Source organism: Hymenobacter rubidus (assembly GCF_016734815.1).
Taxonomy (GTDB): domain Bacteria; phylum Bacteroidota; class Bacteroidia; order Cytophagales; family Hymenobacteraceae; genus Hymenobacter; species Hymenobacter rubidus.
Window position 1 is genome coordinate 101682 of sequence record NZ_JAERQF010000001.1, and the last position, 25085, is coordinate 126766.

20 protein-coding genes and 1 riboswitch are annotated in these 25085 nt (G+C 62.0%); of the genes, 11 read left to right on the forward strand and 9 right to left on the reverse strand.

What is annotated here, in order from left to right:
* Positions 1–3: 3 nt before the first annotated feature.
* From thiD to thiS, 3 genes are all read right to left on the reverse strand, one after another.
* A complete protein-coding gene (gene thiD, locus JKL48_RS00405) occupies positions 4–765 on the reverse strand; it encodes a bifunctional hydroxymethylpyrimidine kinase/phosphomethylpyrimidine kinase (RefSeq protein ID WP_201977270.1) in 762 nt (253 codons plus the stop codon).
* A gap of 155 nt (positions 766–920) precedes the next feature.
* The gene (gene thiC, locus JKL48_RS00410; protein WP_201977271.1) at positions 921–2798 is read right to left on the reverse strand and encodes a phosphomethylpyrimidine synthase ThiC; all 1878 of its coding nucleotides are present in this window, start codon (positions 2796–2798) and stop codon (positions 921–923) included.
* Positions 2799–2951: 153 nt separating this feature from the next.
* Positions 2952–3155 (reverse strand): sulfur carrier protein ThiS, encoded by a 204-nt coding sequence (thiS, locus tag JKL48_RS00415; protein ID WP_201977272.1) that lies wholly within the window; start codon positions 3153–3155, stop codon positions 2952–2954.
* A gap of 69 nt (positions 3156–3224) precedes the next feature.
* A riboswitch (TPP riboswitch) is annotated at positions 3225–3321 on the reverse strand.
* A 94-nt stretch (positions 3322–3415) separates the two neighbouring features.
* On the opposite strand from thiS, the gene JKL48_RS00420 reads away from it, so the two are divergent.
* The 6 genes from JKL48_RS00420 to JKL48_RS00445 all read left to right on the forward strand — a co-directional run bounded on the left by JKL48_RS00420 (position 3416) and on the right by JKL48_RS00445 (position 13122).
* Complete coding sequence (locus JKL48_RS00420) at positions 3416–4471, forward strand: acetamidase/formamidase family protein (protein ID WP_201977273.1); 1056 nt, start codon at positions 3416–3418, stop codon at positions 4469–4471.
* Between the two features lie 134 nt (positions 4472–4605).
* A complete protein-coding gene (locus JKL48_RS00425) occupies positions 4606–5679 on the forward strand; it encodes a tetratricopeptide repeat protein (protein WP_201977274.1) in 1074 nt (357 codons plus the stop codon).
* Between the two features lie 142 nt (positions 5680–5821).
* Positions 5822–7876: an OmpA family protein gene (locus JKL48_RS00430; RefSeq protein WP_201977276.1), complete on the forward strand. Its 2055-nt coding sequence runs from the start codon at positions 5822–5824 to the stop codon at positions 7874–7876.
* A 117-nt stretch (positions 7877–7993) separates the two neighbouring features.
* A complete protein-coding gene (locus JKL48_RS00435) occupies positions 7994–11653 on the forward strand; it encodes a hybrid sensor histidine kinase/response regulator (protein WP_201977278.1) in 3660 nt (1219 codons plus the stop codon).
* A 55-nt stretch (positions 11654–11708) separates the two neighbouring features.
* Complete coding sequence (locus tag JKL48_RS00440; protein ID WP_201977280.1) at positions 11709–12437, forward strand: LytR/AlgR family response regulator transcription factor; 729 nt, start codon at positions 11709–11711, stop codon at positions 12435–12437.
* A gap of 88 nt (positions 12438–12525) precedes the next feature.
* Positions 12526–13122, forward strand: a complete 597-nt coding sequence (locus tag JKL48_RS00445) for a PKD domain-containing protein (protein WP_201977282.1) — start codon at positions 12526–12528, stop codon at positions 13120–13122.
* Between the two features lie 87 nt (positions 13123–13209).
* Here JKL48_RS00445 and JKL48_RS00450 read toward each other — a convergent pair whose 3' ends face one another.
* Entirely contained in the window at positions 13210–14688 is a 1479-nt protein-coding gene (locus JKL48_RS00450; RefSeq protein WP_201977284.1) for a hypothetical protein, read from the reverse strand.
* 414 nt (positions 14689–15102) lie between these two features.
* On the opposite strand from JKL48_RS00450, the gene JKL48_RS00455 reads away from it, so the two are divergent.
* From JKL48_RS00455 to JKL48_RS00475, 5 genes are all read left to right on the forward strand, one after another.
* Positions 15103–15384: a hypothetical protein gene (locus JKL48_RS00455; RefSeq protein WP_201977286.1), complete on the forward strand. Its 282-nt coding sequence runs from the start codon at positions 15103–15105 to the stop codon at positions 15382–15384.
* A gap of 207 nt (positions 15385–15591) precedes the next feature.
* Positions 15592–17205: an ABC transporter substrate-binding protein gene (locus tag JKL48_RS00460; RefSeq protein WP_201977288.1), complete on the forward strand. Its 1614-nt coding sequence runs from the start codon at positions 15592–15594 to the stop codon at positions 17203–17205.
* 3 nt (positions 17206–17208) lie between these two features.
* Complete coding sequence (locus JKL48_RS00465; protein WP_201977289.1) at positions 17209–18273, forward strand: ABC transporter permease; 1065 nt, start codon at positions 17209–17211, stop codon at positions 18271–18273.
* 29 nt (positions 18274–18302) lie between these two features.
* Positions 18303–19235, forward strand: coding sequence for an ABC transporter permease (locus JKL48_RS00470; protein ID WP_201977292.1), 933 nt, complete (start codon positions 18303–18305; stop codon positions 19233–19235).
* A gap of 388 nt (positions 19236–19623) precedes the next feature.
* Entirely contained in the window at positions 19624–19827 is a 204-nt protein-coding gene (locus JKL48_RS00475; protein ID WP_201977294.1) for a hypothetical protein, read from the forward strand.
* A 152-nt stretch (positions 19828–19979) separates the two neighbouring features.
* Here JKL48_RS00475 and JKL48_RS00480 read toward each other — a convergent pair whose 3' ends face one another.
* From JKL48_RS00480 to JKL48_RS00500, 5 genes are all read right to left on the reverse strand, one after another.
* Entirely contained in the window at positions 19980–20891 is a 912-nt protein-coding gene (locus JKL48_RS00480) for an SDR family oxidoreductase (RefSeq protein ID WP_201977296.1), read from the reverse strand.
* A gap of 34 nt (positions 20892–20925) precedes the next feature.
* Positions 20926–21579: a peptidylprolyl isomerase gene (locus tag JKL48_RS00485; protein ID WP_201977298.1), complete on the reverse strand. Its 654-nt coding sequence runs from the start codon at positions 21577–21579 to the stop codon at positions 20926–20928.
* A gap of 81 nt (positions 21580–21660) precedes the next feature.
* On the reverse strand, positions 21661–22626 hold the full coding sequence (gene hemC, locus JKL48_RS00490) for a hydroxymethylbilane synthase (RefSeq protein WP_236668529.1): 966 nt from the start codon (positions 22624–22626) through the stop codon (positions 21661–21663).
* 111 nt (positions 22627–22737) lie between these two features.
* Complete coding sequence (locus tag JKL48_RS00495) at positions 22738–23868, reverse strand: DNA polymerase III subunit (protein WP_201977300.1); 1131 nt, start codon at positions 23866–23868, stop codon at positions 22738–22740.
* A complete protein-coding gene (locus JKL48_RS00500) occupies positions 23865–25076 on the reverse strand; it encodes a GlmU family protein (RefSeq protein WP_201977302.1) in 1212 nt (403 codons plus the stop codon). Before JKL48_RS00500 ends, JKL48_RS00495 begins: the two co-directional genes overlap by 4 nt.
* Between the last annotated feature and the right edge of the window lie 9 nt (positions 25077–25085).

Sequence of the window (25085 nt, forward strand, 5' to 3'; positions counted from 1 at the left end):
CTATTAGCTTTTCGAATGGTAGCCCAGCCGCGTGTCGTTGCTGGCCAGGAAGGCGGTGGTGTAGTCCTTGGCGGCGTCGCATGCCTCGACCAAAGTTTCGCCCTTGGCCAACTGGGCCAGCACCGCGGCCGAGAGCACGCAGCCGCTGCCGTGCTTCTCGCCGTGTGGCAGGCGCGTCACCGAAAACGAGTCCCACTTGCCGCGGGCATACAGCACATCGGTCGAAAGCTCGCCTTCGTCGTGGCCACCTTTCAGCAGCACCGGGCAGAAGGCACTCACCACCTGGGCCGCCGTTTCGGCCGATTCTTCACCGGGCCACATGCGCAGCATTTCGGGCTTGTTCGGCGTTACGAGGGCCATTTCGGCGCAGAGGGCCTGCATCAGTTGGCGGTCGGTTTTGCGGTGGAACTCGTAGCCGGCGGAGGCTTTCAGCACGGGGTCCCACACAATTTGCAGCTTCGGGTTTTGCACCTTCAGCCAGCCCACCAGTTCCAGCAGCTGCGGCAGGCTTTCGACCAGTCCGATTTTAATAAAATCGACCTTGAATCGCGCAAACAGAATGCGAATCTGCTCCCGGATTTCAGCCGCCGGCACCCAATTCACCCGCTCAAACGTCACGTCGTTTTGCACGGTGAGAGCCGTGCACACGCCCAGCCCATACACGCCGTGGCTCTCGAACGTCTTCACGTCGGCCAGCAGGCCAGCCCCGGCGCTAGGGTCGAAGCCGGCAATACTGAGAGCGTAGGGGCGGAAGGGTTGGGACATTATGCAGAGAGCGAATTTTGAACGTCATGCTGAGCGCAGCCGAAGCATCTCTACCGCTGCAGTAAACTCAGTCGATTGGATTGCATTGCGCGGTAGAGATGCTTCGACTGCGCTTAGCATGACGTTCTTCTAATATTTTTTTGTGTAGCTAAGCGTTAGAAATAAATCTCGCTGCCTTTTTCCACAAATTCCCGCGACTTTTCCACCATCCCTTTGGCCAGCACTTCGCTGGCGGTCAAGTCCTGGGCCGCCGCGTAGTCGCGCACTTCCTGGGTGATTTTCATCGAGCAGAAGTGCGGGCCGCACATCGAACAGAAGTGGGCCACTTTGGCGCCTTCGGCGGGCAGGGTTTCGTCGTGGTATTCGCGGGCCGTGTCGGGGTCGAGGCTGAGGTTGAACTGGTCTTCCCATCGGAACTCGAAGCGAGCCTTGCTCAGGGCGTTGTCGCGGTACTGCGCGCCCGGGTGGCCTTTGGCCAGGTCGGCGGCGTGGGCGGCGATTTTGTAGGCAATTACGCCGTCTTTCACGTCCTGTTTGTTGGGCAGGCCGAGGTGCTCCTTGGGCGTCACGTAGCACAGCATGGCCGTACCAAACCAGCCAATCATGGCTGCGCCGATGGCCGAGGTAATGTGGTCATAGCCAGGGGCGATGTCCGTCGTGAGCGGCCCCAGCGTGTAGAAGGGTGCCTCGTGACACTCCTTCAGCTGCTTGTCCATGTTCTCCTTGATGAGGTGCATGGGCACGTGGCCGGGGCCCTCAATCATCACCTGCACATCGTGCTTCCAGGCAATTTTGGTGAGCTCGCCCAGGGTTTCCAACTCGGCAAACTGGGCTTCGTCGTTGGCGTCGGCAATGGAGCCGGGGCGCAGGCCGTCGCCCAGCGAGAAAGCCACGTCGTAGGCCTTCATGATTTCGCAGATTTCCTCGAAATGCGTGTAGAGGAAACTCTCCTTGTGGTGCGCCAGGCACCATTTGGCCATAATGGAGCCGCCGCGCGACACGATGCCCGTCACGCGCTTGGCCGTCATCGGCACGTAGCGCAGCAGCACGCCGGCGTGGATGGTGAAGTAGTCGACGCCCTGCTCGGCCTGCTCAATCAGCGTATCGCGGAACAGCTCCCAGGTCAGGTCCTCGGCCTTGCCGTTCACCTTTTCCAGCGCTTGGTAGATGGGCACGGTACCCACCGGCACGGGGCAGTTGCGGATAATCCACTCGCGGGTTTCGTGAATGTTTTTGCCGGTGCTCAGGTCCATCAGCGTGTCACCGCCCCAGCGGCAGCTCCACACGGCCTTATCTACTTCTTCCTCAATGGATGAAGTCACGGCCGAGTTGCCGATGTTGGTGTTGATTTTCACCAGGAAGTTGCGGCCGATAATCATGGGCTCGCTCTCCGGGTGGTTGATGTTGCTCGGGATGACGGCGCGGCCGGCGGCCACTTCCTGGCGCACGAATTCGGCCGTGATGTGGCCCTCGGGCGTGTTGGCGCCGAAGCTGTGGCCGCGGTGCTGCGTGCGCAGCGGGTCGTCGGCAGGCAGTTCGTCGAAGCGCTGGTTTTCGCGGATGGCGATGTACTCCATCTCCGGCGTGATGATGCCCTTTTTGGCGTAGTGCATCTGGCTCACATTGTAGCCGGGCTTGGCGCGCAGCGGGGCCGCGATGTGCTCGAAACGCAGGTGGTCGAGGCTGGCGTCGGCGGCGCGCTGCTGGCCGTACTCGGAAGTGGTACCGGTGAGTTGCTCCACGTCGCCGCGGTCCAGAATCCATTGCTGGCGCAGGCGGGGCAGGCCTTTTTTCAGGTCAATTTCGACGTTGGGGTCGGTGTAGGGGCCGCTGGTGTCGTACACCGTCACAGGCGCGTTCTGCTCGGAGGGGAAGCCGAAATCGAACTTGCGCTCAGTGTCGGCCAGGGCGATTTCGCGCATGGCCACCCGGATATTGGGGTGCAGCTTGCCGGGCACGTAAATTTTGCGGGAGCCGGTGAGCGGCTGGCGCTCCACCAGCGTCTGCTGCGGGGCCTGGTCTTTCTTTTTCATCTATTGAAAAGTGTAGCGGTGAAATGTTTCTAATTAGCTGTTTTTGACTGCTGTCATCCTGAGCGTAGCGAAGGACCTTATCACAGTTGGAGAAATAATTATTCATCGGTGAAAAGGTCCTTCGCTACGCTCAGGATGACAGACGCAAGGCCCCTACCCGCCCTGCGTGGCGCGGATGATGGTAACCCGGTCCTGCTCGCGCAGCTCGTGCGCGGGCCACGCGGCACGCGGCACCACTTCGTCGTTCACGGCCACGGCGAGGCCGCGCTGCTCGGCCAAAGCCAGGTCGGCGAGGAGTTGGGTAAGTGTCTGGGCGTCGGAGGTTTCCTGAGGCGAATTGTTTACGTAGCAGACCATGGCAACTGGAAAAGTTGGCAACGAATCGATTCCATAAACAATAGAGGTGACAGCCGCCGAGAAGGCAGCCGGGGCACCGATACTTTTCCCTTCGCCGGTATCAGCCGGAGCAGGTTCAAAGGGTATACTCTCAGTCCGAGCGAGCCGGACACCCCTAAAGTTTATACCCAAATCTACGCATTCTCCCCGAATAACAAGCGGCGCACAAAAAGCCGCGTCCACCGTGCCCGACATCAACTGTCCGTGGCGTACTTGCTGTCATGAAAACCCGTAACCCGCTGGCCCGCCACGCCAGCCTCGGCCTGGCCCTGGCCATGAGCCTGACCCTGAGCGCGCAGGCCCAACACGCCACGCACCAGCTGCCCATCACGCCCGCCACCGCCGCCTGGGGCTACTACGATGCCGCCGCGCCGCCCGTGCTACGCATCAAATCCGGCGAAACGGTGGAAGTGCACACGCTCATCACCTCCACTCCTACCCGCCTGGAAGGGGCCGGCGTACCGCCCGCGCAAGTGGAGCCCAACCTGCGCGAGATTGTGGAAAAGGTGACCAATAAGGGCCCGGGAGGCCACATTCTCACCGGCCCCATTTTCGTGGAGGGCGCCGAGCCCGGCGACGTGCTGGAAGTACGCATTCAGTCTATTAAGCTGGCCATTCCCTACGCCTACAATGCGTTTGGGGCCAAAAGCGGCTTAATTCCGGAGGATTTTGGCTATGCCAAGATGAAGATTATTCCGCTCGATGCAAAGAAGATGGTCGCGCACTTTGCGCCGGGCATCGACGTGCCGCTGCGGCCGTTTTTTGGGAGCATGGGCGTGGCGCCGCCGGCCGCCGCGGGCCGCGTGAACAGCGCGCCGCCCGGCATCCACGGCGGCAACCTCGACAACAAGGAATTGGTGGCGGGCACCACGCTGTACTTGCCGGTGCACGCGGCGGGGGCACTGTTTTTTGTGGGCGACGGCCACGCCGGCCAGGGCAACGGTGAGGTCGACATAACCGCCCTGGAAACCTCGCTTTCGGGCACGCTGCAGTTCATCGTACGCAAGGACATGCACCTGACCTTGCCGCGGGCCGAAACGCCCACGCACTACATTAGCATGGGCTTGAACGAGGACCTGACCCTGGCCGCTAAAGACGCCGTACGCGAAATGATAGCCTTCTTGGTCGCTGAGAAGCACCTCACGCGCGACGACGCCTACATGCTGTGCAGCGTGGCCGGCGACCTCGATGCCACGCAAGTGGTAGACGGCACGCGAGGCGCGCACATGCTATTGCCAAAGAGCATTTTCGGAAAGGCGAAAGCAGAAAAAAAGTAGGTTGGTGCAGTGGCTACGGAACGTCATGCCGCTTAGCGTGGCATGACGTTCTTTTTTACATCCAGTCTATTGACTGAAATAAAAAATCCTATATCTTCGCTCTATACGCTGTGCATTTGGTATCCATTATTGCTATGATACAAAAATCTCTACTTTTCTTCGTGTTGCTTGGGATACCCGCTTTTGCCCAGGCGCAGGTCGACACGGTACGGGCCAGTACCCTACCGGGCCCCCAGCTGGCCGAGAAAGCGTACAACAGCGGCCTGGCCAGTTTTCAGGCCCAGAGCTACCCGGCGGCGCTACGCAGCTTCGACCAGGCCATCGCCGCCAAACCCGATTTCGCAGCGGCCTACACCAACCGCGCCGCCACACGCTACGAGCTGAAAGACTACCCCCAGGCGCTGGCCGACTACGACCAAGCGCTGAAGCTGGAACCCGGCAACTACGCCAGCTATTTCGGTCGGGGGCGTGTGCACGAGGCCCAGAACCAACTTCCGGAAGCCGACCAGGATTATTCCGAGGCCATCAAAGCCAAGCCCGACTACGCCCCCGCTTGGTACAACCGCGGCGTACTGCGCTTTGAAAAAGCCGATTTCCCGGCGGCAAAGGCTGATTTTGACGGGGCTATCAAGGCCGACCCCCAAATGGCGTATGCGTACCACGACCGTGGCAGCACCCAGGGAAAATTGGGTAATTACGCCGCCGCCGCTCAGGACTATGCCCAAGCCCTGGCGCTACAACCGGAGCTGCTGTCGGCCTTGCTCAACCGGGCCACCGCCGAGCGGCACACGGGCGAGCTGCCCCTGGCCTTGAAAGATTACGACGCCTATCTGGCCAAAAAATCTGATAACCCGCTGGCCTACAACAACCGGGGCAGCGCCCGCTTCGAAAACAAGGACTACGCCGGCGCCATCGCCGATTTCAGCCAGGCCCTGCAGCTCGACCCGAAGTACGCTTTTGCCTGGAACAACCGCGCCGCCGCCCAACTCAAGCTCGAAAAATACGCCGACGCTGCCTCCGACGCTGCCCAGGCCATCAAGCTGAAGCCCGACTACGCCGAGGCCTACCTCAACCGGGGCCACGCCCGCGAAATGCTGCGCCAGGCCGACGAAGCCTGCCAGGACTGGCGCAAAGCCGCCGAGCTGGGCATCGCAGTCTGTGATAACTACGCCGCCGCCGCCGGCTGCACAGGCCAGGCCGCGGAATAGTTAGGCAGCAATTTATACTAGAACGTCCTGCTGAGCGCAGCCGAAGCATCTCTACCGCAGTAGTAAATCAATGCTGACTGCAACGAAGCAGTAGAGATGCTTCGGCTACGCTCAGCATGACGGCCTTATAATTCAATTCCCTATGTCCTTTCCTCGCTGTCTGCTGCTCATCCTGCTCAGCACGGCCCTGCCGGCCGCCGCCCAAAGCATTGCCTTCACCAAAGACAATTTCGGTAATAACAAAGACGGCCTGCGCGAAGCCAACCGCGAACTGAAGGCCGGCGATGACGAATACCGCGCCGACCCGCCGCGTTATGCCCAGGCCCTGCCCCATTTCCTGGCGGCCCAGGAATTCAACCCCAACAACGCGGCCCTGAACGTCAAAATCGGCGACTGCTACCTCAACTCTGCCTCGAAAACCGCCGCCCTGCCTTACCTGCAAAAAGCCGCCAAGCTTGATGTGACGGCCGATGCCCGCACGCACTACCTGCTGGCCCGCGCCCTGCACCTGAACGCCCGGTGGCGCGAAGCCCTGGCCGAATACCAGAAGGCCACGCCCATCGGCAGCAACACCCGCAACGGCGAGGCCGGCACCGTGACCGTAAACGACTTGCAGCGCCGCGTGCAGGAATGCCTCAACGGCCGGCAGCTGATGGCCCACCCCACCCGCGTGTTCATCGACAACGCCGGGCCGCAACTGAACTCCCCGGCTTCGGACTACGGGCCGGTGGTGTCGGCCGATGAGTCGACCATTCTCATCACCTCGCGCCGCGAAGGCTCGACGGGTGGCAAAAAAGACCCGGAAGGCAACGGCTACTTCGAAGACATTTACCAGGCCACCTGGAACGGCCAAACCTGGGGCAAGGCCACCAACCTGGGTGCTCCCGTGAACACCGACGACCACAACGCCACCGTGGGCCTGGCCCCCGACGGTCAGCGCATGCTGGTGTACGTGGGCACCAACGGCGGCGACCTGCTCGAGACCACCCTCAGCGGCGTGGCCTGGGACAAGCCCCACCGCCTAAACAGCCGCATCAACACCAGCAGCCACGAAACGTCGGCCAGCTACTCGCCCGACGCCCGCTACCTCTACTTTGTGAGCGACCGGGCGGGGGGCGCGGGCGGCTCCGACATTTATAAAGTGGACCTGGATGGCAAAAACCAGCCCGTGAACCTGGGCGCCACCATCAACACAGCCTATGGCGAAGAAGGCGCTTTTATGGCGCCCGATGGCAAGACGCTGTACTTCTCGTCGGAAGGCCACAACACGATGGGCGGCTACGACATCTTCAAATCGGTGTTTGAAAACGGCAAGTGGAGCGAGCCCGAAAACCTGGGCTGGCCCATCAACACGCCCGACGACGACGTGTTTTTCGTGACCTCGGCCTCGGGGCGGCACGGCTACTACAGCAGCGACCGGCCCGGCGGCCTGGGCGCTAAGGACATTTACCGCATCACCTTTCTGGGGCCCGAGAAGCAGCCCGTGCTCAGCGAAGAAGACCAGCTGCTGGCCTCGCGCCTGAACCCGGTGAAGCAAACCGTGCTGGCGCCCGCAGTGGCCGTGGCCACCGCCCAGGTTACCATTCTGAAAGGCACCGTGACGGACAACGCCACCAAGCAGCCGCTCGATGCGGCCATCGACCTCATCGACAACGCCAGCGGCCAAACCATTGCCACGTTCCGCAGCAACGCCACCTCGGGCAAATACCTCGTCAGCCTGCCCTCGGGCACCAATTACGGCATTGTGGTGCGGCAGGAAGGCTACCTTTTTCACTCCGAAAACTTCGACCTGCCCGCCGGCGCCGCCTTTGCCGAAGTAGTGAAAGACATTGCCCTGAAGCGCCTCGAAGTGGGCACCACCATTGTGCTGCGCAACATTTTCTTCGACACCGGCAAGGCCACCCTGCGGCCCGAAAGCACCGCCGAGCTGGAGCGCCTGCAAAAGCTCCTCACCGAAACGCCGGCCCTGAAGCTGGAAATGGCCGGCCACACCGACGATGTGGGCGAGGCCGCCATGAACCAGGACCTGAGCAAGCGCCGCGCCCAGGCCGTGGTCACGTACCTGACGCAGCACGGCATCGCGGGCGCGCGCCTCACGGCGGCCGGCTACGGCGAAACCCAGCCCGTGGTGCCCAACACCTCCAAAGCCAACCGCCAGCTCAACCGTCGGACCGAGTTTAAGGTGACGGCCAAGTAGCATAGCCCGGCGGGGCAAAGGCGGCTGTTCATCGGCTGTTGAACGCTGGTAATCGGAAACCGGCCACTGGGGCCTCCGGGTATTTTACCTTGCGGTTTCTATACAGCTGCCCTAAGTTTGAAATTACTCGTACTGCACCTCTTCCATCCCCGACGGCCGGGCTTGCTCCTGCTGGCACTGCTGAGTCTGCTCCTGCTGGCGCGTCCGGCCGGTGCCCAGCAGGCTTACCTGCGCCAGTTCGGGCCGACGGAAGGCTTCCAGCCAACGTTTGTGTATGCCCTTGCGCAGGACCGGCAGGGCTACCTCTGGCTGGGCACTGGCGAGGGCCTGGTGCGCTACGACGGCTCTCATTTCATCACCTTCACTCAAAAAGACGGGCTGGCTGAGGATTTTGTGGTGTCGTTGCGCGAGGACGCTACCGGCCGGCTCTGGGTGGGCCACTACCAGGGCAGCATTTCGGTAAGAAAACGGCTTTCCGGTTCTTTCGCGCCCGCTTCACGGTCCGCCGTGCCCGCCGGCCTGCACCTGCACACCAACGGCCCGCCGCCTGTCGATACCGCCGCCATCGGCCGCTACTTGCGCCGCTACCAGCTGCACCTGCCCGCCGATACCGCGCCTACCTGCTTGCTCGAGGACCGGGAAGGCAACGCCTGGCTGGGCACCGCCGGCCAGGGCCTGCTGCGGCATTCCGACCGGTTTTTGCGGCTGGAAAGCACGCCCGGCGCCCGGTCGAGCCAGGCACCCGCCCTGGCTTCGGTGCACCTGAAAGGCCAGGCCGAAGCCTGGGGCACCCTTGGCGGCAATAACTTCCTGGAGTTGAAAGCCCACGGCGCAGCCCCCATTGTTATTGGCAATGGCCGCAATGCGCCCCTGCCGGGTGCGCCGGTGCGGGCCCTGGTGCCCCGTCCGGCGCGGCTGGGCGGCGGCTTCTGGCTGGGCACCGGCGCGGGCGTGTGGGCCGTGGCAGCCCCCGGCCAGCCCGCGCAGGCCGTGGCGGGCCTCTCGCACAATGCAGAAATCGACGTTACTGCGCTGGCGTATGCGCCCGGCTCGGGCCTGTGGGTGGGCACGGCGGCGGCGGGCATCTACCTGCTGCCGGCCGATTCGTCGCGGCCCGTTCGACACTTCACCACGGCCAATGGCCTGCTGCACAACACCATTTACGCCCTGCTGGCCGACCGCAACGGCCGGGTGTGGGTAGCAACCCATGGTACCGGCATTGGGGCTTACGACCCCGTGATGGACGAGTTTGTGCATTACCGGCTGGGTTCCGAAGGCCTCGATGCCACCGCCCTGGCCGAAGATGCCGACGGCCGCCTGTGGGTGGGCACCGAGGGCCAGAGCCTGTATTGCCGCCAGCGCAGTGGTCAGTGGCAGCAGTTCACCGCCGCCAGTAAGCTGCCTTCCGATTACATCTACGGCCTGCTGCCGCTGCCCACCCGGCCCGGCCAGAGCCCGCGCCTGCTATTGGTGCACCGCCAGGGCCTCACCGTGCTCGATGTTCGCACTCGGAGCTTTAGCCCGCTGGCGGCTGCCGACAACCCGTTAGTGCGTGACTGCTTCGGCCCGACTGCCCTCAGCACTGCCGGGCCGGCTGGGGAGGTGGCGTGGCTGAGTACCCGCGCCGGTCTCCTGCGCCTTGACCTGGCCCCGGCGCTGCGGCAGCTGGCGGCCCGCCCGCCCGGCCTGGCCCTGACCAGTGCCGAAGTGGACGGCGAGGCCCGGCCCGCCGAGGCGCTGGGCTGGCTTTCGGCCACGCGTCACCGCGTCAGCTTTGTTTTCCAGGGCATCAGCCTGCTCACCGGCGATGACCTCATGTACCAGTACCGCTTGCGTGGCCTCTCCGATGAGTGGAGCCGCCCCAGTCGCGCCGGCGAAGCGCAGTTTGCCAGCCTCGACGCCGGCCGGTACGTGCTGCAGGTGCGGGCGCGGCGCGGCACGGCGGGCCCGTGGAGCCCCGTGGCTTCTTCAGAATTTGGCATTGCTACGCCATTCTGGCGCACGTGGTGGTTCCGGCTGATGGCCCTGCTGCTGCTGCTGGGTCTTGGCTATGGGCTGCTGCGGTTTCGGGAGCGGGCGTTGCGGCGCACGCAGTATGTGCTGGAGCGCACCGTGAACAAGCGCACCGCTGAGCTGCGCCGGCAAAAGGCCCACATCGAAAGCATCAACGCTGACCTGGTGGTGGCCCGCGACGCCGCCGAAGCCTCGCGCCGGGCCAAGGCGCAGTTTCTGGCCAACATGAGCCACGAAATTCGCACCCCGATGAATGCGGTCATCGGCCTTACCAATCTGTTGCAAGCCACGCGCCCCACCCAGGAGCAGGGCGAGTACCTCACGGCCATCGAGTCGTCGTCGCAAAACCTGCTGGTGATTATCAACGACATCCTCGACAGCTCGAAGATGGAGGCCGGCAAGCTCACCCTGGAGCAGGTACCCTTCCGCCTGCCCGAGGCTGTGCGGCGGCTTTCGGCCATGTTCAAGTTCGCCACCGAAAGCAAGGGCCTATTTCTGAAAGTCAACGTGGCCGACAACGTGCCCGCCGCCGTGCTCGGCGACCCGGTGCGCCTAAACCAGATTTTAGTAAACCTGGTGGGCAATGCCATCAAGTTCACGCGCACCGGGGGCGTCACCGTCACGGTAGAGGCTATGCCGCCGGCTGAGTTGCATGGCCACGCCCCGGTTCGTTTCGCCGTGCGCGACACCGGCATTGGCATTCCCAGCGACAAGCTGGGGGCTATTTTCGAGGACTTTTCGCAGGCCAACACGTCCACTACCCGCGAGTTTGGTGGCACCGGCCTGGGCCTGAGCATTGCCCGCAACCTCGTGCAGTTGCACGGCGGCCAGCTCGGCGTGAGCAGCGAAGAAGGCCAGGGCTCGGAGTTCTTCTTCGAGCTGCCCTACGAAGTAGCCGACGCCAGCGCCGCCCAGCCCGAGGCCCACGCCGGCCTGCTGGCGCCCTTCGAACCGGCGTTGCGGGTATTGGTGGCCGAAGACAACGCCCTCAACCAGCTGGTAGCCCGCAAAACCCTGGAAGTCTGGAACGTGCAGGTGGTCATCGCCGAAAACGGCCGCCTAGCCGTGGAAGCCGTCACCGAAGCCACCGAGCCGTTCGACGCCGTGTTTATGGATGTGCAGATGCCCGAAATGGACGGCTACGAGGCCGCCCGCCGCATCCGCCAACATTTCCCCGACGAGGCGCAGTTGCCCATCATCGGCCTCACAGCTTCGGTGCTGCCCGAAGACCGGGTGCTGGCCCTGGCCGCGGGCATGAACGATACGTTGGCCAAACCCTTCGAGCCCGCCGTGCTCTACGCCCGGCTGGCGTATTTCACGGGCCGCTCCGGTTCAGAGCAGGCGGGAACGGCTGAAATGGTTCCGCCGGCCAGCGCCGTCGAAACCCAGCCAGCCCCTGCCCTCGCGCCCCCCTACCCTGCCACCCCTAAAATGAAGCCCGATTGGCAGTTGCTGGAAGAGCTTGCCGGTGGCAACGAGAATTTTCTGCGGCAGATTATTGGCACCTTCCTCACCGAAGCGCCTGCCCTGGAGGCAATCATGACGGCCACTTTCCCGCACGACTCTGCCGCCCTGGCCAGCACTGCGCATAAGCTGAAGGGGCAGGTAGCCTATTTCGGTGTGCCCGTGCTGCATACCCAGCTCGACGAGCTGGAGCGCGCCGCCCGCCACCCGGCCCAGCCTTACTGCGGGCCGCTGCTCGACAGCATTCGCCAGCAACTGGCCGACCTGTACCCGCAGTTGGAGGAGCGCGCCGGAACTTGAGAAACAAACCATACCGCCTACATTCGCCTGCTTAACTTCCAATTTACGCCTTGCTATGTCTGCTGCTTCCTTGCGTTGCCTTGTTGTTGATGATGACCCGCTTTCGGTACAGGTAGTGCTTAATTGCATTGCGAATACGCCCTTTCTGACGGCCGTCGGCAGCTTCACCAACCCCGTCGAAGCGGCCGAATCGCTGCGCACCAACCCCGTCGACCTGCTGTTTCTCGACGTGGAAATGCCGCTGCTTTCCGGCATCGAATTGCTCCGCACCCTCCAGCACCCGCCGCTTGTGGTGCTCATCACCAGCAGCAAAGACTACGCCGTGCAGGCCTTCGAGCAGGCCGTGGTCGACTACCTGGTGAAACCCGTGAGCTACCCGCGCTTCCTGCAAGCCGCTCAAAAGGCCCTGGACGCGGCCGAACGCCAGCCCAACGCCAGCAGCGCCGACACCATCCAAACCGCTGGTGCCGATGCCGAATTCACCTTCGTAAAGGTTGATAATAAGCTCGTACGCGTGGCTTTCGATGAGGTGCGGTATGTGGAAGCCCTCGGCGACTACGTCCACATCGTGACGGGCCAGAGCAAGCTTATTGTGTACAGCACCATGAAGGCCGTGGAGGAGAAATTTCCAAGCGCCCGCTTTGTGCGCGTGCACCGCTCCTTCATCGTCAACATCAACCGGATTCAGGCCCTGGAAGACAATTCGGTGGTAGTAGAAGGTAAATTCATCCCCGTGGGCCAAACCTACCTGCGCGATGTATTGCAGCGCCTCAACAAATTCTAACGCTTACCCCTCGCCTTCAGCGGGCCTTACTTCTCGTTTTTAACGCTTTTGTTCTGCTATGCGCTTTTCCTTGGCAAGTTCTCGCGGTTTGTCCTCTTTTTCCGCGCTGTGGTTATTCTTGCTGACTGGCTTTGCCGCCCAAGCCCAGCAAGCCGGCGATACCACCAGTGTTAGCTGCGGCCCGCCACAAGCGCGCATGATGTGCGTCGACCTCGATGGCCGGCCGTCCATTGATGAGCCTTCCGGGCCGTTCACCTACCAGTGGCAAATGGGCGACGGCACCACCCTTACCGGCCCGGTAGTAACCTATTGCTACAAGGAACGCAAAAATTACGTGGTCCAGCTTGATGTCATCGTCGACAAAACCGGCGAAATCCGCCGCGGCCAGAAATACATTCCGGTCCACTTGGTGGAGCAAGACGTGGTCGATTTCACGGCCTCGCCCAGCCGCGTGCGCGTGGGCCAGCCCGTCGCCTTCGCCGCCCCCGAAGCCCAGCTCCTGAGCTGCCAGAACGTACAGTACATCTGGGATTTCCGCGACGGCACGGTGGTAAAAGGTACCACGGCCCAGCACGTTTTTCGCCGGGCCGGCACCTATCTGGTGCGTTTCAGCATGCGCGGCTACGGCTCGCAGGCGTGCGTGGCCAGCCACTGCGTTTCGCGCGAAATAGTGGTTGAGCCCTAGGGCGCTTTGCTGTGCAACAGCCGTCGGCGAGCAGCCCCGTGAGGCGTAGCTGCTTCTCAGGTCCGCTCGTCGGCTGTTTTTTGCCTACTATTCGGCCGGCTCGTTGGCCACGGGTTTTCCATCGCGCAGCAGGCCCAGCACCAAGCTCCACAGGTGTTCGTAGGGAATAATCTCTACTTCGGCAAAGGCTTCGCCCGGAGGCGGGGTATCGCGCAGCTGTTGCAGCAGGGCTTTGCCGCGGTCGGCGGCCTGCGCCGCGTCGAAGTTTTTTTCCACAATCACCTGCAAGAGCCGCAGAAACAGGCGGCTGCGGAGGGTGGTGGGCTCGTAGAGGTGGCGCTGCTGGTATTTGCGCAGCCGCTCCAGCCGCACCAACACGGCCTCCAGGTTGCGTTCGCGCAGGAAATACAGCAACTGCAATACCAGGATGGCGACGTTGTGGCCGCGCTTGTCGCGGCTGTACTCGGGCAGTTGCAGCACCCACTGCGCCATTTGGCGCTGCCGGGCCGTAGCCACCCGCGGCGGGGGCAGCACAAATTCAATGTACGCGCGGTACAAGTCCCAGCGCTGCAGGGCGGCTTCGCGCTGGATGAGGTAGGCCGGGTTTTTGGTAATCACCTCCATTAGCTGCTGGGCGCGCTCGTACTGCTCGGCGTGCAGCGCCAACAGCACGTAGTGCTCCTGAAAGTAGAACCAGTTGCCGGACGAGGGGTGAAAGTCGCGGTTGTATTCCTCGGCCAGGCGCAATCCCTGCACCGGCTGCCGGCTGCGCAGGTACGCGTAAATGCTCATGAAGTGATTGAATCGGATGTCGAACCGCCGCGCATTCAGCTTGCTGTCGCGCAGCCGCCGCGAAGCCGCCGCCGTCACCCGAATAATTTCCTGGTAATTGCCCTGGAGCTCTTCGTAGGCCAGCCGCACCCGGTACACTATATTATAAGTAGTGAAGCTTTTGGCTTTTCGGTGCAGGGTTTCCAGCTGCGCCAAGCGGTCGGGCATCACGCCCAGCACGGCCCGGCGCATGGCCACCGTACCGCTCAGGGCCAGTTGCGTGGCGGTGTACAGGTCTTCCGCTTCGTCTTCCCAGGCCAGCACTTGCTGGGCCCGTTGCAGCACTTTGGCTGCTTTCTTATACGGAATCACTTGCTGCCGCTCGGCGTGCAAATTCCGCAGCATGCGGGCACACTGCACCATATACTGCGTAAACTCCCCCTTCTCGGCCATGCGCAGGCAGCGCTGCAACAAGAGCTCCGAGAGCTTGTATTCGCGTTCGGCGTACAGAATGCTTACCTTGTGTAACAAGTCCAGACACTCCAGTTCGTACCGGCGCGACACCAAGTGGCGCGGGTCCGAATGGTCCAGAAAATACAGGTGGTTGAGCAGCTTGCTGCGCACCCGCGATTGCAACTTCTGCAAGGCCCGCACATTTGCTGCAGTGGCCTTGCCATACAAGGCCTTCACTACTTGCAGTTGGGTGGCTTCGGGCGAATTGGTTAATGTGTTTACAAATTGATTCTCCTTATTCGCTTGCCGGCTGCGCAAGTCCAAAACGGGCAGCGCAGTCAAACTTCGAGATGTCACAATCCGCGCCAAATTTGCAATTTCATTCATTGTAAAAATGGCTCCTTAAGTAATTAAGACGCTTTTTTCGAAAACATCACACCAAAAACCGATGTCACAAATCGGGGTATTCTTTCCTTTTTTCATTGCGAATACCTACCCAACCTTTGTATCGTGATTGTTCAAGCCTTTTCGGCTTGTTCGCGTCACAAATTGAAGCTTTTTTTTGAAAGTGTCGGAAAAAAGATTTCAATTGGATGAAATCAAGGCAAATTAAGAATTTATTTCTTTTTATAGTCAACATTTTTATCGTTTTTTCACAAGTCTTATTTACTGAAATATTGTCCTTTTTATCGGCTATGGGAAGCGTCAACTTTGTGTCATTCAAACATCTGACACACCTCTTAACTCTTACCCAACGTGCTGAATATTTTCGCCATCGCCCTGTTCCAATTCGCTAGCCTCACTTCTAGCGCATCTTCAGAAAGTGTCGCTTTACAGGCGCCAATTGTTACGACCACGGGTATCACCACGGACGGCGGCAGCGGCGGCTGGGGTGGCGACATCACCACGGACGGCGGCAGCGGCGGCTGGGGTGGCGACATCACCACGGACGGCGGCAGCGGCGGTTGGGGTGGCGACATCACCACGGACGGCGGCAGCGGCGGCTGGGGTGGCGACATCACGGGCGGCGGCAACTAAAGCCCCGCCGCTGATTTCTTCCTTATATTGCCTGCCTGCTGCCATGCAGCGGTGAAACTCTAGGCGTATTGTGTGAAGCAACCTTTCTCCGTTGTCATTCTGCTTTGCGTTGCATTAGGCCTGCTTTTGTCGGCCTGCGGGCCTAATCGTAGCGACTCCGATTCTATCCGAATCCGCTGGGTGCACGACCCAGAAACGCTAGACCCAATGCGGCTGCCGAACCAAGCAGCCATTGATGCCAACAACCTATTACATGTCAGCCTCTTACACACTGACATCACCAAGGCAGCGTTTGTCCCGGCACTTGCCGAAGCCCTCCCAGCTGTTCAGCTCGTCGGCGATTCGCTGACGCGCCTCACGTATAGCCTGCGCCCGGCGGCTACCTGGGACGATGGGCAGCCGGTTTTGGCTCAGGACATCCTTTTTACCCTGAAGCTGATGTTCTGCCCCGGCCTCCCCAACGAGGCGGCCCGTAATCAGTACCGCTTCATCCGCAACATATTGCCTGACCCGGCCAATGCGCGGCGGTTTGTGGTGGAATGCCGGGGCCAGGCGCCTGAATACGTTCAGGCATCCGGCGATTTTTTTATTTTGCCCGAGCACGTCCTCGACCCCCGCGGTTGGCTGCGGCGCCTGTCGCTGGCGCAGTTGCGCAATCCGCCTCCCGGCCCCGCTCCTGACACCGCACTGCAAGCCGTGGCGCAGCGTTACCGGGCCGAAACGGCCTTGGGCCACCTGCCGGGCTGTGGGCCATACCAACTGGTGAAGTGGGAGAAAGACCACTACCTCAGCTTCCGGCGCAAGGCGCATTGGTGGGCCGATTTGCTTAGGCCTGCCCCACTGGTGTTGCAGGCCCGCCCACGGCGGCTTACCTACGCCGTCATTCCCAATGCGGCCTCGGCTACACTGGCCTTGCAGCGCGGCGAGCTCGACCTGTACCCTCAAATGCCTGCGCCTGAGTTTGCCCGCCTGCAAGCCTCGCCAACTGCCCGCAAAAAGTTGACTTTTCACTCCACCCCGTCCTATGACGTGGTGGTGGCCGGCTTTAATACCCGCCATTCCACGCTGGCCGATGCCCCGACCCGCCGGGCCCTTGGCCAGCTTTTTGATGCGGCCGGGCTGTTGCGAGCCACGCAGCTGGGCAGTGGCCAGCGCACAGTGGGCATCATCAGCCCCAGCGACAGCGCCAATTATAACGACACCCTGACGCCTTTGCCATTCAGTCCCGAGGGCGGAGCGGCGCTGCTGCGCCAAGCCGGCTGGCAACAAAGCAACGTGCCGGAGCCGGGCTGGTTCCGGCGGGGTCCGAACGGTGCCCGTGAGCGGTTGCGGCTGGTATTGCGGTACCGCGCCGAGGAGGCGCTATTTGCGACCATCGCGCTGCAATTTCAGTCGGTTGCGGCCAAGCTGGGCATTCCGGTGGTTCTGCAGCCCACGGAGGCCGGTGCTTTCACGATGGCCCTGCACGGCGGCGACTTTGATATGTATGTCCGCACCCTGCGGGGCAATCCGTTTATGTTCAACTTTGTGCCCATTCTGCATTCGCTGGGGGTGGGCGAGGACAACACCACCGGTTTCAGCACGCCGGGCAGCGACCACCTCATCGAAGCCATTGCGGCGGCGGGTACCAAGACGCGCCGCGCCCAACTGCTGCGGCAGTTTCAGGCGCTGCTGCAGCGGGAAATGCCCTTGGTGCCGTTGTTTTTTCTGCCCAACCGCGTGGTGGTCAGTCGCCGGCTGCGCGGTGTGTATGTGGGCAGCATCAAGCCTGGCTATTCGGTGGCGGCGGCCTCTCCATTGGCGTCTCAGCCCCCAAATTAAGCGATGGCTCGCCTCATAGTCTGGCGGCTGGCCCGCACGCTGGTGGCGGTGTGGGCGCTGGCCTCTCTGGTTTTTCTGTTGAGCTACCGCGACCGGAACACCGCCACCGAGCTGGCCTTGCCCGACGCGGCCGACCTGCGCAGCCGCCACAACGCCACCAATCCGGCCGGACAGCTAGCCACGCGCCAAGCCATACAGCACCGCCTGGGCCTCGACCGGCCCTTGTTCTACGTAAGCCGCCTCGCCGCCTCGCCGCCCAGTGGCGTGCAGTGGCACTGGAATGGCCGGCACAACCAATACCACCGCTGGGCAGTCCAACTGCTGCACGGCAACATGGGAACGTCGTTTCGCACGGGCCAGCCGGTAGCCGCCCGGCTGCGCGAGGCCCTGGCGATGACGCTGCCACTCACGGGCACGGCCGCGCTGCTGGCGGTGCTGGCCGCGCTGGCCCTTGCGGTGCGCTTGGCGGCGGCACCTTGGTGGCAACGTCCCGTGCGGGCTGCGCTGGTAGCCGTGCACGCTATGCCCCTTTTTGTGTTGGCACTGGCGCTTCTATTTGTGTTTGCCAATCCCGAAGTATTGGCGTGGTTTCCGGCGTACGGCCTCGACCAGGATACTGAATTGAGTTCTGGCCAATGGCTGGCCACTTACTTGCTACACCTCGTTTTGCCAGGTGCTACGCTCGCGTTGGCCGCTTTGCCGGAACTTGCTTTGCAGCTTGAAGCCAGCTTGGTACAGGAACTCCACGCCGGTTATGTCGCCACGGCCCGCGCAAAAGGGCTGCCCGAAAACGCTATTATCCGGCGCCATGCCCTGCGCAATGCCTTATTGCCCAGCCTCAGCCAATTGGCAGAACTACTCCCCGCCCTGGTAGCCGGCGCCCTGGTAGTTGAAGTGGTGTTTGCCCTGCCCGGCATGGGCCGCCTACTGGCCGAGGCCGCCGCCGCCCGCGACTACCCCGTGCTGGTGGGCGGCGTGTTGCTGGTAGGGGTGGCCCGCCTGCTGGCGCTGCTGCTGGCCGACCTGTTGTATCTCTGGACCGACCCGCGCATCCGGTGGCAATCTTAAGACTCCCTGCTCTTTCACTGGTCCAAAAGTTGGCGCTGGGCTGGCTGGCTGTGGTGGCACTGGTGGCAGTACTAGCACCGTGGCTGCCCCTGCCTTTCCCGCCCGGCACCCCCGACCTGGCCCACCTCAACCAAGCGCCTTTCGTGCAGGGCCGCCACTGGCTAGGCACCGACCCACAGGGCCAGGACGTGTTGAGCGTACTGGTATTTGGCGCACGTACCGCCGTACTGCTTACGTTTCCTTCGGCATTTTTAGCGGCTTTTATAGGGGCAGTTGCAGGAGGAGCAGCGGGCTTTTGGGGCAATACCATTCGCGTGGCTGCGCCCTACTGGCTACTGGTAGCTGGCTTGGCATGGTGGATTTTGGCGCTGCCGTGGCCGTTGCTGGGAGTTGGAATAGCGGGTGTGGCAGCCGCCGGGGTCGTGGTGGCGGCTCGGCATCGGGATGCGTTTCCCATGTGGCCCCTGCCCCTGAATTCAGCCGTGATGGGCGCTGCCACCGTCCTCGACACCGTTCCGCGCTTGGTGCTGGTAGTGGCGCTGGCCGCTGGTACGGGCGTATCGGCGGGAGGCTTGCTGGCGGTGCTGGCCTTCACCTCGTGGCCGGCCGCAGCCCGAATGGTTCGGGCCCAAATGCTACGTGTGCGCACACTGCCCTTTGTAGAAGCCGCTCAAGCCACCGGCATGCCCGCGGGCCGGGTATGGCTGCGACACGCCATGCCCCATGCCGTAACGCCCTTACGCACCGCCTTGCCGCTCAGTTTGGCAAGCCTGCTGGCTCTGGAAAGCACGCTTTCGTTCCTGGGCATTGGCCTGCCGCCCAACGTGGCCAGTTGGGGGCGCCTGCTGGCTTCGGGCCGCGATGCTCCGCAGGCGTGGTGGCTCTTTCTGTTCCCTGGCATACTCTTGATAATTAGTATTTTATTACTTCATACGCTTGGGCGGCGGCCCGCAGCCCGCTGATGGTGCTGTTCAATAATGAGGCGTTTCACCGAGCCCATTTTACCTGAACAATATGCTGCATCGTTAGAAAAAAATGTGGTGTCTTCAATGTCACAAATTCGTATTTTTTCAGAGCACTTGACAACGATTTTCAGACTCAGCACGAATACATAACTAATTGATTTTTATACTCCTGAAACATTATCAATTAATAATACCAGTCCGATTTAAAGATTTTTGCCGGAAAATAATTGTGCTTTTCCGGCAGTATTGGCCCAATTGCCATGTCTCAATCTACCCGCATATGTCCTTTTATGCCCTTAAGGGCGGCGGTAACATTGTATTGCCTTAGGCACTCCCTCTTTTTTTTCTGAGCAGCTGCTCTCCCTATTCTCGCCCATCTCCTACCATGTACTTACTCATCTACCCTTCGTTGAGCACCCCACGTCGTCCCAAAGCGCCAAACCGTCAGGTTCGCCCCATCTCGGTGGGGGTTGATTTTGTGACGCCCGATGGCATGGTAGTACCCCGCGCCGTTGGCGAAGCAGCCTTGCTGGGGCGCACGGCCGTGCTGGTGGGTGGTCTGCTGGTAGGCGTCTGGCCGCAATCGTAAAGCTCCTTCTTTCAGCTCGTTTCCTGAATCTTGTTATCGTCGCCCTACAAGCTGGAATAGCTTTCTACCCCATTTTCCAGCATCTACCGCTCAGTGTCTACCCGAGCTGAGTTTTAACCCGCCGTCTACCCCGGCGGGTTTTTTTTGCCGCTTTAGCACCCGGTGGGCCTGCTCTGGGCACTGACGATGGCAATGCCTTCGGCGAAGGTGTGTGGGCGAAATCCCAGCTCGCGCCGGGCCTTGTCGATGCGGAAACCGGTTCGGGCGGGCCGCTGGGCCGGCTGTGAGAACGTGCTGGCATCGACCTTTTCAATCAGCCGGGCATCCAGGGCAAAATAGTCGGCCACGCGCAGGGCCATGGCGTAGGGCGTGAGCAGCTCATCGGAACTGATGTGGTAAATGCCTTGGGCCGATTGCTGGGCCAGCAGCCAACAGCCCTGGGCCAGGTCTTCGGCCAGGGTGGGCGTGCGCCACTGGTCGGCCACTACTTTGATGGGCTGGCCCGCGCGCAGTGAATCGCGCACCCAAAGCACCAGGTTGGTGCGGCCATATTCGTGGGCTACGCCGTACACCAGCACGGTGCGGGCAATGGCCCAGTTGCCCGAGCTGGCCTGTACCAACTGCTCGGCGGCCAGCTTGCTCTCGCCGTAGAAGTTGACAGGGCCGGGGACGGCATCTTCCGCCAAAGGGCCTTTTTCGCCGCTGAAAATGAAATCGGTGCTGACGTGGGTGAGGTGAATACATTGCGCGGCGCAGGCGGCCACCAGGTTTTCAACCGCCGTTACGTTTTGCTGCCAACAGGCTTCGCGGTTCAGCTCGCACTCGTCCACGTTGGTCAGGGCAGCCGTGTGGATGAGGTGGGTTGGGAGTTCCTGGGCCAGGACTTGCTGCACCTGGGCGGCATCGGTTACGTCGAGGGGCAGAAACCGGACTTCGGGGTGGATGGTTGCCAGCTTATTGGCGCCGCGCGAGGTAGCAACCAGTTCGACTCCGGCTTGCTGCCGCAGCAGCGCCACGAGCTTTTGGCCCAGCAACCCGTTGGAACCGGTGAGAAGAATTTTCACGAAGCAACTGTTAAATTAGGCAAAAACCTCTTTATCAATACGTATAGCCGTAGAGCTTGGCAATTTTCTTGCGCTTAAGCTTTTCCACTTTCATGGTCATTTTGATGTCGGCAAGCGGACGGTCGCGAATGTCCTTGGGCTGATTGGCAATTTTGTCGATGACATCCAGTCCTTGGATAACCTGGCCGAAGACGGTGTATTGGCCATCGAGGAAGTGGGCTCCTTCGTGGTTTTCCACCAAATAAAACTGGGTACTGCTGCTGGCCCGCTGCGGATTGACAAAATCGCCTTGGCGGGCGGCAGCCACGGCACCATAGTCGTGCTTGTGCCCAGCCCCGAGTTCGGCCGCTACCGTGGCTTCGTTGGGCTGGCCCTGGCCGTCGTTGGTGGGGTCGGCGTCTTTGGAGTTGGAATCGCCGCCCTGCACCATAAAACCGGCGATGACGCGGTGAAACGTGGTGCCGTCGTAGAAACCGCTTTGGGCTTTGTTCAGAAAATTGGCCTTGTGCAGCGGCGTGTCGTCGAACAGAATCAGCCGGATGATGCCTTGCGACGTGGTGATGGTGACGACTTCGTCTTTGCCGCTTTGCTTACCCGGCTTACCGGGTTTGGTGGCAGCAAAAGCGGGGACAACCAGACAGAACAGGGCCAATAGTAGCCCTGCGACGCGTGGGAGAATGTATTTCATAGGTAGGGGCAAATAGAAGCGGAACGATTGCAAAAATAAACGGATTCGTTGGCCTCGATTATACGGCGCCAGGGGCCAGGTTTAGCCACGGTGCTCCCGGATGCTGGCCAGAATTTCGCGGCCGCCGCGCGCCAATACGGCATCGGCCACGGCCACGCCCAGCGCCTGGGCTCCGGCTCCGGTGGCCGCGTCGGTGGTCTGGATTTCTTCCACGTATTCTTCGCCGCTGAGGCTGATGAGGCCGCCGTGCAGGCGCAGGTGGCCGTTTTCCAAAGTAGCCAGGGCGAAGGACGGGATGCTGCACCCGCCCTCCATGGTGTGCAGGAAGGCGCGCTCGGCCAGCAGGCAGGTGTGGGTGGCGGCGTGGTCGAGGGCGGCTTTAAGGCGGACTTTCAAGTCATCATCGAGGTCGGCGGCGCACTCCACGGCGATGCTGCCCTGGCCGGTGGCGGGCACAAACTGGTGGGCCGGCAGCGTGTGGCGCACGAGGTGCTCGTAGCCCATGCGGTGCACGCCAGCGTAGGCCAGCACAAGGGCGTCGAACTGGCCTTCTTCGAGCTTGCGCAGGCGGGTCTGGAGGTTGCCGCGGGCTTCGGCGGTTTCGGCGTGGGGGTAGAAGCGGCGCAGCTGGGCCTTGCGGCGGGTGCTGCTGGTGCCCAGCACGATGCCCGGCTTATCGAGCGAAAAATGCTCGTCGAAGCTCAGCACCACGTCGTTCACCTGCTCGCGCTCCAGGAAAGCCAGCAGCTCCAGCTCGCGCGGGATGCTGCTTTGTACGTCCTTGGCCGAGTGTACGGCGAGGTGGGTTTCGCCGCGCAGCAGGCTATTTTCCAGCTCTTCGGTGAACACGCCCTTGGAGCCGATTTTGGCCAGGCTGCGGTCCTGCACGGCGTCGCCGGTGGTTTGCATGGGCACGATTTCAGTTTCAAAACCGGCTTTCTGCAGCAGCGCGGCCACGTGTTCGGTTTGCCACAGGGCGAGGCGGCTGGCGCGGGTGGCGAGGCGGATAAGGGTCATGGGCAAGGGGTTGGGGTCAGTGAATGTCATGCAGAGCGCAGCGAAGCATCCTGCCCGCAGTCACTAATCCTGTTGATTGAATTGCGTTGCGCGGTAAAGATGCTTCGCTGCGCTCTGCATGACGTTCCTAATATTTATCGTTCAAACGCGAAGAAACCCGCCGAGCCTCAGCGAGCTGTCCACGAACACCATTTTGGCGTTGGCGTTGCGCTCGATGTGGTAGTGGGCGTCGGTGAGCTCTTTGGTGAGCAGGTCGGCGTTGCGCGGGGTTACGAACCGGGCGAAGCCGGTCACGAACTGCTGCTCGCCGCTGGCCAGGTGCGGCACAAACTTCGGGTCGATGCCGAACAGCAACACCTTGCGCAGCAAGCCCAGCGAGTAGCTCAGCAGCTCCTTCTGGTTTTCGCGGCCCAGTTTCTGAAACTCGTCGCTTTGCTTTAGAATATCGGCCGCCTTCTGGCTGTAGCATTGCCGCATCCACTTCGCAAAAAACTCGAAATAGTCGTGGTCGGCGTTGGCGTCGCGGCTGGCAATGGCAGCGCCCAGGCTGCCTTCGGCCAGCTGCGCTACCTGGCGGGCTTTGGCCTCGGGCACCTGGTATTTGGCGTGCAGAAAGGCCGTGATGTCGTCTTCCGAAAACGGGCGCACCACCACCGGCTGCACCCGGCTGATGATGGTGGGCAGCAGCTGCTCCGGTGCGTGGCTCACGAGCAGGAAGATGGTGGCGGGCGGCGGCTCCTCCAGCAATTTGAGCACCGCGTTGGCGGCAGCCGGATGCATGAGCTCGGGCAGCCAGATAATGACGATTTTGAAGCGGGCCTCGAAGGCCTTCAGGCTCACCAGCTTCAGGATTTGCACGGCCTCGTCTTTGCTGATGTTGCCCTGCTTGTTTTCGGCCCCGATGTGCTGCATCCAGTCGTTGAGGCCCTGGTAGGGGTTGTCGAGCACGAAGGTGCGCCATTCGGCCATGAACTTGCTGCTCACCGCGTCCTTGGCCACCGTTTTGGTGGTGGTCACGGGCATGATGAAGTTCAGGTCGGGGTGGGCCAGCTTGGCTATTTTGGTGCAGGCCGGGCAGTGGCCGCAGCTGTCGCCGGCATCGGCGGCGCGGGCCTCGCAGTTGAGAAACTGCGCGTAGGCGAGGGCCAGCGCCAGCGCCGCGCCGCCCTCCTGCCCCCGGAAAAGCTGGGCATGTGCCACGTGCTGCCGCTGCACCGACTGGCGCAGCAGGGCCTTTACGGCGGACTGGTTGGGAATTTCAGCGAAGGTCATGACTTCGCCTTCTCCCAAACCCGGTCTTCCTCCGTCGCTTCAAACACAGACTTCATGATATTCTGCTCCACCGCATCGTACGGCAGGCTGCGGCGGGCCATCACGCGCTCGGCTACTTCGTTGGCTTTGGGCAGCTTGAACGTTTCGAAGCCGGCCGCGCCGCCCCAGCTGAAGCTCGGGATGAAGGTGCGCGGGAAGCCGGCCCCGAAAATATTGGCCCCTACACCTACAACAGTGCCGGTGTTGAACATGGTGTTGATGCCGGCCTTGCTGTGGTCGCCCATCATCAGGCCGCAGAAGGTCTGGCCGGTGTCCACGAAGCGCTTGGCGGTGTGGCTCCAGATTTTGACGGGCGCGTAGTTGTTTTTCAGGTTCGAGGTGTTGGTGTCGGCCCCCAGGTTGCACCACTCGCCGATGACGGAGTTGCCGAGGTAGCCGTCGTGGCCCTTGTTGGAGTAGCCCAGCAGGATGCTGTTGCCCACTTCGCCGCCCACTTTCGAGAACGGGCCCACGGTGTTGTCGCCGCGCATTTTGGCGCCCGCGTTGATGTGCGAGCCCTCGCACAGCGCTAAAGGGCCCTTGATGATGGCGCCTTCGTGCACCTGCGAGTTTTTGCCGAGGTAAATCGGGCCGTCCTCGGCATTGAGAATCGCGGCCCGGATTTTCACGCCTTCCTCGATGAAGATGTTTTCGGCGCCATACACGATAGTATGCGCGTCGCCCACCGGCTGCGAGGTGCGGCCCTTGGTGAGCAGGGCGAAGTCGCGGCGGATTTCCACGCCGTTGCGCAGAAACAGCTGCCAGGGCCGGTCAATCACCGTCACGGGCTCGGCCACCTGCCGGGTTTCGGGAATGCCGTCCTGAATGAGCTCGGCCACGAGCGAGGCGTCGGCCACGTGGGCTGCTACCAGCAGCTCGTCGCAATACAGCGCCTGGCCGGGCTGCAGGGCCTGCACCTGGCGGGTCAGCAGGTCGTCGGGGCACACGGCGCCGTTGATGATGAGTGCCGCGCCGCGCACGTCGCCCGCCGGAAACTTGGCCTGCAGATAGGGCTGCGTGAGGTAGCCCACGGCCGCCACGCCCAGCCGGTGCTGCCACTTTTCGGCCAGCGTGAGAATGCCGCAGCGCAGCGCCGCCACCGGCCGCGTGAAAGTGAAAGGCAGCAAATGGGGCCGAATGGCCGGGTCGTCGAACAGGAGAACGTGCATCTACTTAGT